Genomic DNA, 10,598 nt, shown 5'->3' on the forward strand with positions numbered 1-10,598 from the left:
GCTTTGTTGAATGTCGGTGTTGATTTTTGGATTATCTTCCCTTTGACCTTCAAAAATACTTACTAGCAGACATGTGTAACCAAGGTTTCACACGCAATGAGTAACAGAGCGTTTGATCAACAAAATTCTGTTTAACAAAGCTTTAAATAATAGCGAAGTATAAGTACATACGAAAAAGGAATGAGTGACTGTTTATGAATGAAACAAGGATTCTTATTATTGAAGATGATGAACCGATTGCGGATTTATTATCTTATCGACTTACATCGGAAGGTTTTCAAACATGTATTGCAACAAGCGGATCGGAAGGAATGAGTAAATTGGCAGAGTTCAAACCTAATCTTCTTTTACTTGATTGGATGCTTCCTGATTGCAGCGGTTTAGATTTATGTAAAATGGTTACGGAGAACTATAATATTCCAATCCTGATGATTACGGCCAAATCTGATATCACGGATAAAGTACTAGGATTGGAATATGGCGCTGATGATTATATAACAAAACCATTTGATCTTCGAGAGATCGTGGCAAGAATTCGTACGATTCTTCGTCGTTTAAATCATGCGAATTCAAGCGAACAAGGAAATACGGAAAGCGAAATAATTCGCATTAAAAATCTTGTGATCATTCCAGAGGAGAGGCTGGTAAAGAAGGATGAGCAATTAGTAGAATTGACACCTAAAGAATTTGATTTACTCATGACCTTGATTGAATCACGTGGAAGAATTTACTCTCGTTCCGAACTGTTAAATCTTGTATGGGGATATGATTTCGTAGGGGACACCCGAACGGTCGATACTCATATTCAAAGGCTCCGTAAAAAGCTAAATGCAGGTGATTTGATTACTACTGTTTTTGGGATCGGATATAAGTTTGAGAAGCTGGGGGGATAAAGGATGTTTCGAACGATAAAGGCTAAGTTTATTATTGGCTTTTTTGTTATTTTTGTCCTTTCTTTTCTTGTGCTTAATCAAACGGTAAAAGAGACGATATGGTCAAACAATCAAAAAGTTGTTACTTCAGATTTAGTTGATCTTAAAAAAAATAGTATTGTTTATGTAAGACAAGCGTTTTTGATTAATCATTATAAAAGCAATGAACTTTATTTTAGTGATATGGCTACAGACATGGTAAATGATTTAACACATTCGACAGGCAGCAATGTTAGTGTCTATAGCGTAGATGGTGAATTGTTAGCATCGTCTGATGAAGCAGCATTTTTAAAGAAAAGTGATGAAGATCTAAAAGAGGCTATTAGTGGAAATACTGCTTATCATATTATTTATGATCGGAGTAAGGCAGAAGCTCTTTTTTCATATCCAGTTGTCATTGACGGAACGAAAGTAGGAATACTCCGCTTTTCCAAGGATTTTAGTCTCCTTTATAAACAGAGTGGAGAAATTGTCGATTTCATTTTTTATATTGCATTGGCAATATTTGCAGTCGCGTACCTTTTTTCTTACATTCTTTCCAGAAATATTACGATTCCACTGACAAAGCTGACGGAGGCATCATCAGATATTAAGAAAGGGAATTTGGATGTAGATATCAATTTTCATAGAAAAGATGAAATTGGTCAACTTGCTGTTAATTTTAATGAAATGATTTCCAGAATAAAAGATCAAATATCTACGATTGAAAAGGATCGTGATCAGTTAAAAGAACTGAATGAACAGGAAAAGCGCTTTTATGATAATATTACCCATGAGCTTAAAACACCGCTAACTTCCATACTGGGATATGCTGAAATGATAAAAGAAAAGGGTGAATCTGATCAGAAGTTTTTTAATAAAGGAATGAATCACATAATAGAAGAAAGTAGGCGTCTTCACAATTTGGTGTTAAAGCTTCTTGAAATATCACGGAGTTCTTCTATTAATCAAAAGTTTGACAGAGTGGATGCTGGGGGAATTTTAAAAGATGTTTGCGAGTCAATGTCGTTTCGGGCAGAACGATATAAGAAAAGAATTCAAGCTGAAATTGAAGAAAATTTATATGTGTATGGCCAAGCCGATAGATTACGCCAGTTATTTATTAATCTGCTTGATAATGCCATTAAGTACAGCTCCGCTAATTCAGAAATAATGGTTGAAGCTAAGGCAGTTGAAGAAAAAATTCATCTTATTTTTAAGAATCCTAGCCCGCCCTTCGAGGATGTCCAATATTCCAAGTTGTTTCAACCACACTATTCAGCCAGCAATCAAACTACAGAAAAGGGAAGTATGGGGCTAGGGTTAAGCATTGTAAAAGCGATCGTTGAGGAACACAAAGGTGCGATCAAAATGTTCTATGAGGAAAATCAGACCATTGTTGCGATGGAAATCAATCGTTTAGGAGAGGAGGAACCATCTTGAACAAGCAGTTTATTGGCTGGTTATCGATCGCATTGCTTATTGTCCTGTTCGTATCCGGTTGCAGTGGAGAAAGAGCGGAAACAATTGTGATTCCAGCACAGGAAGAAAACAATATTGAAAATCATAATTCCCATCCTTTTCTGGTAAAAAAGATTTATCCTCTCCCTGCTGTTGATAAATTATTTGGTTGGTCCTCAAAGAACTCTATTATTGGCATTTTTAAAAAGGAAGAGGTTGCCAAACGGGTACCTGATTATCTTCATACGCTTGCGTTCCCTTATGAAACGCCGGAGATGTTACAAGAATGGCATCAGTATACTTTCAATCTGTTAGTCTCACCAGATGGTAAGAAGATGGTTGAAATCATGATGTCTTCAACCTCAAATAAGGGAATCATAAACTTGATATCAGTTCAGGATGGCAGTAAAACGGAAATAGCTACCATTGATTATAATAAATTAATGTACGTACAAGGAGGAGCGTGGTCGAATAACAGCCGTTATATTTGCTATCTTGTACTTGCGGCAAAGAAAAAGCAGCCAGCGGAAGTTCATCTCTTCGATACAGACACGGGATCACTTAAAACATATCCATTAAAGGAGATAGAGAATGAATCCCCAACAGCTATAAGCATTTCTGATAATGGTGATAATTTGTTATTGACGATACTACCGAACTCAAAACGAGATTCCAGTATCATCATGGGAACCATTACTGATAATGGGATTAATCTTCAGTCCGAAAAGTTAAGAACACTTGGTGAACCTACATGGTTGAATAATAACCAGTTTGTATTTTTGGGACCAGAAAACACTCTTTATGAGTACGATCAGCGGAATGGTGAACTTTCAGCTCTACTTGAAAAAGTAACCAGTTTTAAATTTTCTCCTGATCGCAAGAAAATAGCTTATTTTTTATACGATCGTGACACCGTTTATGCAGGAAAACTTCAAGGAAGGAATATTTTATTTCAAGAACCTGTATATCATGGCATCGTGCCGTTTGATTTGTTTTGGAGTCCTGATGGCAATAATCTTCTCATTCATGGACAGAAGCAAAGTTCACCGGCGGAAGGCTCCTTAACGCAAATTGTTCCAAATAATGACTCTGCTTATATAGTGGCCTTTTAGACGTAAAAAAAATTTAAATTTATGATTGATTAAGCCTCATTTTAGTTTTTGACTAAATGAGGCTTTTTAATTTGTACTTCTTTAGCTCATGCCTTACAACTATATCTTACGTAAGGACATGGTCAAAGTCGTATGAATGGCAATAGTGTTAACGTAAATCTCCATCATTTCTTTTACCAAAAGGTTGATAGATTTTTTTGTGACATTTTGTTTACAAGTAGGTCAAACTTCTATGACAATTGTAGTTTATATTAAATCTTGCAAAGAAATATGTCGGGTTTTGTCAAAATATATAAAAATAATAGCTACTATCATTCTAATAAAAAGAAGATTACAATGTAGCAGTGGTATTATTAGGGGGCAAGAATATGTCAAACTTACAGAGAAGAAAAAGATATAAATTGAATGTTAAGGGAAAAATAGCCGTTGTCATATTTTCTTTATTAATCGTCTCATTATGTGTTACATGGGCAGGGAAGGTTGTCGGGCAAATGTTTGAATCATCTAAAGCAGCAGATCCCAAAATCGTAGAGGAAAAGGTCAAAAGTGCTGATAACCCACTATCGAATGATTTAATAGATAAAAGCGCTGATCAGGGCACAAAGAAAGCTAATGATCCTATAAAGAAAGATAAAGAGAAAAAAGATTTAGAACTTGGCAAGGTTGTCTATTTAACTTTTGATGATGGACCGCATTCGACTGCTTCAGAAAAAATACTAAATTTGCTTAATCAGTATCATGCAAAAGCAACTTATTTTATGTTGAAGCCAAATATCGAACAAAATCCTCATATAGTGAAGAAAGTGGCTGAAAGTGGTCACTCTATTGGTGCTCATGGCGTCACACATGATGTATCTAAAATCTATCATTCTCCTGAAAATTTTGCATCAGAAATGAATGAAACACTGGATGCAATTTTTGATAAGTCCAATCTAAACTCGCGTTTGATAAGAGCACCTTATGGTTCAAAACCATATATTACTTCTCCATTTAGGGAAGTGATTGAACGTGATCATTTCATTTTATGGGACTGGAATATTGATTCCGAGGATTGGAAGATGCCGAGAGGTGAGTATGTGAACAATGTTATTCAGCAGGTAAACCAATATGTTGGTAAGAGACCATTGGTTGTATTAATGCATGAGAAACCAACTACAGCTAATCATTTAGAAGAACTGTTGAGTTATTTTCACGAAAATGGGTATGAAATGAAAGCAATAGATGAATCGATGAAGCCGATACAATTTAAAGTGGAGTAATAAATAACTCCGAATCTCTCATTCTAGTCTTGAATGAATGCGATCCTCAATATCTGCTTCAAATTTGTATTTTAAAAAAGCCAGTTCATCGCTGTAAATAAATTTAGCTTAGAAAAGAGGCAATGTGTTTGAGAGTGAAAAAAAAGAGAATGTCCAAGTGGAAAAAATATACAATAAGTGTTCTTTTACTATTAGTGGTCACGACTGTTGCTTATGGTGGATACTTTTTTATTCATGTTTACAACGCAGCAACTGAAGCATATGAAGAGATAGAGCGTCCAGATGGTAACTCAGAGCTGAGAAATACAGCTGTTAATATAGGAAAGGAGCCGACATCGCTCTTATTAATTGGTGTCGAGAATTATGCAACAAGCGGAGAAAATGGGCGAGCAGATTCCCTTATTGTTGTTACATTAAATCCTAAAACAGCAAATGTAACGATAACTAGTATTCCGCGTGATACTAGAGTGGAATTTACAGAGGAGGAAGCAGGAAAATACGCCGGCACTCATAAAATTAATGCGGCATACTCATATGGCTCCATGAATGATTATGGTGCCAATAAACTTACAGTTGAAAAAGTTGAGCAATTATTAAATATTCCAATTGATGAATATGTCACCGTTAATTTTGATGGTTTTAGAGATCTTGTTAATGCATTGGGTGGTGTTACCGTCGATATTAAAGAACCATTTTGGGAAAAAGATATATATGCAGGTGGAGAAAGAATTTATTTTGAAAAAGGTGAGAAGAAGTTAAACGGGGAAGAAGCATTAGCTTTTGTGCGAATGAGAAAACGTGAAGTTAACAATATTTATTCCCGTGATGAAAGACAGCGACAATTTATCGAAGCGACTATCGATGAGGCCATTTCGACAAATACACTATTTAAGGTTGGTGAAATTTCTAAAATACTAGGGAAAAACGTTACAACAAGTTTAAGTCCAACCGAGATTTTCCAATTGCAACATGTATATTCTTCAATCAATACTGCTAAAATCAAATCCTTTGAATTAGAGGGCGAGGGTCAAATAATAGATCGTATTTATTACTTTGTTCCATCCGAAGAGGGACTCGATAATATTTCTAATATATTAAAGCAAGAACTGGAATTGGCTGCCCAAGAGGATTCAGATGATATAGAAATTAAAAATAACTAATTCTTGTATTTCTTCATTTATTTAGAAAGGAAATGTTTTGATTAAAAACAATTTTCATGGTTTTAAAGTAGATATAGCGTAGAGAGTGTTTTTAAAGCAATGCTTTTGAAAGACTCTCTTTTTTTTATGGTTGGAAATTTTTACACCTACCGAGTGAGAGAGCCTTATGCTTGATACTCTTGATTACCAAATTTTAACGTTTGAATTTTTAAAACATAGCTTTGTTAAACAATATTGTTGAGTAAACGATTTTTGGCTCATTTCGAGTGAAACCTTAGTTTCACTCGAAATGAGCCAAAAATCAACACCAACATATAACAAAGCCAAAAAATTAAATAAAATGACTATTTTTTATTGAAAGTGTTCTAATAGGATTGAACAAACTTTCTATTGTTTTATAATGGGAAACAGAGACGTATGTTTAAATCTATATATCGCACAATAATAAAGCAAACATTATTTAGATGAATATGACTATTTGCAGGTGACCAATTGGAAAAAAATAACATTATCTTTATCAGCAATTCTTATTTTATTTACAGTCGTGTACGTTTTCACAGTATCTGGTTGGAAAAATCCCGAACTGCCAAAAGCTGAAAAGGGCACCTTAGATGTGAGTCACTTAACATTTGAGGATAATCAACTGATTACATTAGACGGGGAGTGGGAATTCTATCCGGGAGTTCTCATTGAACCTAGGCCATTAGCGTTTGGTGAATATCAAGAAGAAAAGAAGTTTATTAAAGTCCCAGATAAATGGGATGAGTATATTGAAAAAAATAAACCTTATGGAACTTACCGATTGATAATAAAGACACCATTTGCAGGAAATTTTGGCATAAAGGTTAATATGATTGGTTTTTCTAGCAAGATGTTTGTAAATGGCAACGAAATCGGACATAGCGGAAATGCTTCAGAGAATGAAGAAGAATATATTTTTGGTAATGCCAGATATAACGCTTTCGTTAATAGTGATGAGAATCAGCTTGAATTAGTTATCCATGTCTCAAGCCATCAAGTCACAACGGGAGGAATTCTCCGTCCAATCAAATTTGGTCCAGTTGAAAATATCTTGGCAAATCGAGATCTGTTTAAAGTATTAGATGCGATCGTGTTCTCCGGTTATCTTATATTTGGATTGATATACTTAGTTACGTATTTGCAACAACGGAAGAATTTATATGAATTGTATTTTAGCATTTTTTGTTTCATTCAAGGATTTTATACAGCAGCAATAAATGAAAGATTATTAATGTTGATATTTCCGGAAATTGGTGAAAGAATGTTGCTGCAATGGCAGCTCATGACCATTCATTTATCTGTACTCTTCTTTTTACTATTTGTGTACAGCTTTTTTACACAATATGCCAACAAGAAAATGATTATGGCTCTTTGTCTTATGCTTTTAGTACCCGCTATATTTTTAGGACCTTTTCGTCCAATAAAGCTTTCGGATTTTTTTCCGCTTATATTTTTGCAAGTTTTAGTTGTTGCGTTGATTGGTATTGCCTATTGTTACATTCTGTTTGTTTTGATAAAAGCTTATCGTAATAAAATAGAAGGCTCCTTATATATCATAAATGTGGTTGTATCTTATGCCTGTTATGGAATTCTTCTAGGAGTAAATTTGTTATTTGAGGTAGAATTTGGAGGAGCACCGCTCTTTATCTTTTTATTTATGGTTATTGGACTATCGTCTCTCATGAGCTATCGATCTCAACAAGCTTTTAGAAAAGTCGATGAGTTGACGAAAGAACTTCTGCATTTCGATTCTCTTAAAGATGATTTCCTTGTTAAGACGTCACATGAATTACGGACGCCCCTGCATGTGATTCTTAATCTATCAAAATCAATATTGGAGGGCTTCTTAGGTCCTTTAAAAAAAGAACAACAGGAAAATTTACTGCTTATCCATAATGTTGGGAGGAGATTAGCGACATTAGTTGAAAACTTGCTTGATGCAGGGAATATTAAAAGGGGGGAAATTCATAATGAACCGGCACCAACATCCCTTCAAGTTGTAGGCGATATTATAGCAGAGATGTCCTATTTACTGCCTGATCGAAAATCTGTCAAACTAATAAATCACACTGATCCTTCGCTCCCATTGATGTACGTAGATGAAAACAGATTGAAGCAAATCCTCTTTAATCTCATTCATAATAGTATTAAGTATACGAAACAAGGAGTAATAACGGTTACAGCAGAAGTGCAAAATAACTACATGCAAATTTCAGTAGAGGATACGGGTATTGGAATAGATGAAGAAAATTTAACACGTATTTTTTCCTCCTTTTATCAAGTGAAAAATCATCATGATCGGAACCAAAATGGTTTAGGTCTTGGATTGAGCATTGCAAAGGAATTAGTAGAGCTTTCCGGAGGAAGCATTTCGGTAACGTCTACTAAAGGCGAAGGCTCTTGTTTCACCTTTACGATTCCATTGGTGGAGGACGGGCAAAAAATCAATGAGAAAACTGAAAAAACGGTTGTTTTACATCAAACAGCTCCCATTGAGCAATTACCGGTACAGTATCACTTTCCACAATCTGTAGAAGGAGAGAAAGACTACACCATTCTAATCGTAGATGATGAACCTCCAAATTTAAAAATATTAATGGATATGATTGTCTCACTAGGATATACGGTTATTGCCGTCGATAATGGGGAATCAGCATTAGAGGTCATTCAACAACAGGAAATTGATTTGGTCATTTTAGATTTAATGATGCCAAATTTATCTGGGTTTGATGTGTGTCAACAATTGCGCAAAGAATTTGACTTATTTGATTTACCAGTCATTATCTTAACGGCTGCTGGGCAAATAACTGATTTAATTCATTCACTGCAAATTGGTGCAAATGATTTTTTGCAAAAGCCGATTATTTTAGATGAGTTAAAGGCTCGCGTTGAGTTTCTTTTATCGATGAAGAAATCTGCGAAAGAAGCGTTAGTAAATGAATTAACGATGTATTATTCTCAGATTAAACCACATTTTCTTTATAATACACTGAATACGATCATTGGTTTGACTTTTACAGATACGAAGCAAACAAGGGAAGCGCTGGTCCATTTAGCAACTTATTTTCGCGCGAAACTTGATTTTACGAGTTATCGTTCATTAGTACGACTAGAAGATGAAATCGAACTTGTTCAATCGTACTTAGAAATTGAAAAAATAAGATTCGATGAACGTTTGCAAGTTGAATATGATATCGATGATACAGCGGATGCAATCATCCCATTAATGACGATTCAACCCCTTGTTGAAAATGCGGTTCAGTACGGGATTGCCATGAAAGGGAACGGTGGTACAGTTAAGCTCTCGATCAATAAAGTCGATAATCAAGTTAAAATTGTTGTTGAGGATAATGGAGTCGGCATTTCAAAGCAAAAGCAACTGGAATTAATGCAAGGGAGAAATTCGCGGGTTGGATTTACAAACCCGTTTAAAAAGCTCAAATTAATAAAACGCTCTTCCTTCACGTTGGAAAGTGAAGAAGGAGTGGGAACAAAAATCACAATACTTTTACCAGGAGTTAAAAAGTGATGAGAGTTAGTATATTGGATGATGAACCTTATGCAATTGAAGTGTTAAAAGATTTGCTTCAGTCATTGAATGATGTTGAGATTGTGGGAACATTTACAAATCCTTATACTGCTATGGAGCAACTTCCTCATCTGCAAGTGGATGTTCTTTTTCTTGATATCGAATTAGGAGAGAGACATGGTATTGAACTAGCTGAATGGCTGCATCGGGAGTTTGAGCATTTAGAAGTTGTGTTTGTTACTGCCCATCCTGAGTATGCGTTAGATGCTTTTGAAGTCAGTGTGATTGATTATTTGCTTAAACCAGTAAAGCGTAATCGTCTTCAAAAAACGATTACGAAGATAAGGGAAAAGCTAGAAATGTATGAAAAATTGCAGAAAGCTGCTTCTCAAAGCAAAGAGCTGTATATTTACACGATGGGAAGCTTTCGCTTGCTTGATTCAAAGGGTGATGATGTCTCTTGGCGGACGAAAAAGGTGAAGGAATTATTTGTTTACTTATGGCATTTTCGTGACAAGCCTGTTCATAAAGCAAAAGTAATTGAGGATCTTTGGCCGGAAATGAGGGCTGATAAAGCTATTTCGCTTCTGCATACAACGGTTTATCAGCTTAGAAAAACGGTAAGGGCTGCGGGAGTGCAGAAGAACCCTTTAAAATTTAATAATGATCATTATCAATTAATGATTTCTCCTGAAAGTGATGTAACCGAAATTCTTAAAATTTGTGAGCAAGATGTTATCGATCATGCATCCGTCGAAAAGTTGTTGAATCTTTATGATGGAGATTATCTTGAAGAAGAAGACTTTCCCTGGGTATTTTTAGAAGGGGAGCGCATAAAAAAATCTGTTCAATTTGTTTTAGTGAACTTTATAAAAGATAATATCGAAGTAGAAGAAAACCGCTTCATCATTGAAAAATGTTTAGAAAAACTACTTCAGTTTGATTTGTATAATGAGGAATATATGCTCATGTTTATGAAATTTTTAATTTCAAGCAATCAGTTGCAGCAGCTGAAAACATTATATCGTGGATTTAAAATTATATATGAAGGTGATCTGGGAATGAAATTGCCAGAGCAGATTGAGGAATTATATAAAAGCCAACTACTTTAAATAAAAAAGGCTGCTAAAAAAAGCTTGCCGCAG

General features: G+C 35.0%; 7 protein-coding genes. All 7 read left to right on the forward strand.

The features are described from left to right. The first annotated feature begins 194 nt into the window (after positions 1-194). The 7 genes from NST02_RS07185 (at position 195) to NST02_RS07215 (ending at position 10,565) form a co-directional block, all read left to right on the forward strand. The gene (locus NST02_RS07185; RefSeq protein WP_137743735.1) at positions 195-893 is read left to right on the forward strand and encodes a response regulator transcription factor; all 699 of its coding nucleotides are present in this window, start codon (positions 195-197) and stop codon (positions 891-893) included. A 3-nt stretch (positions 894-896) separates the two neighbouring features. Beyond that, positions 897-2,354, forward strand: a complete 1,458-nt coding sequence (locus NST02_RS07190; RefSeq protein WP_095314616.1) for a HAMP domain-containing sensor histidine kinase — start codon at positions 897-899, stop codon at positions 2,352-2,354. After that, positions 2,351-3,484, forward strand: coding sequence for a WD40 repeat domain-containing protein (locus tag NST02_RS07195; protein WP_321178002.1), 1,134 nt, complete (start codon positions 2,351-2,353; stop codon positions 3,482-3,484). Before NST02_RS07190 ends, NST02_RS07195 begins: the two co-directional genes overlap by 4 nt. 368 nt (positions 3,485-3,852) lie before the next feature. Then, the gene (locus tag NST02_RS07200) at positions 3,853-4,743 is read left to right on the forward strand and encodes a polysaccharide deacetylase family protein (RefSeq protein WP_095314614.1); all 891 of its coding nucleotides are present in this window, start codon (positions 3,853-3,855) and stop codon (positions 4,741-4,743) included. Between the two features lie 134 nt (positions 4,744-4,877). Next, positions 4,878-5,903, forward strand: coding sequence for an LCP family protein (locus NST02_RS07205; RefSeq protein ID WP_235879464.1), 1,026 nt, complete (start codon positions 4,878-4,880; stop codon positions 5,901-5,903). A gap of 484 nt (positions 5,904-6,387) precedes the next feature. Further along, positions 6,388-9,453, forward strand: coding sequence for a hybrid sensor histidine kinase/response regulator (locus NST02_RS07210; protein ID WP_340948584.1), 3,066 nt, complete (start codon positions 6,388-6,390; stop codon positions 9,451-9,453). Next, a complete protein-coding gene (locus NST02_RS07215; protein ID WP_340950001.1) occupies positions 9,453-10,565 on the forward strand; it encodes a response regulator in 1,113 nt (370 codons plus the stop codon). Before NST02_RS07210 ends, NST02_RS07215 begins: the two co-directional genes overlap by 1 nt. Positions 10,566-10,598 lie beyond the last annotated feature (33 nt).

This window comes from Robertmurraya sp. FSL W8-0741 (assembly GCF_038004005.1).
Taxonomy (GTDB): Bacteria; Bacillota; Bacilli; order Bacillales; family Cytobacillaceae; genus Robertmurraya; species Robertmurraya siralis.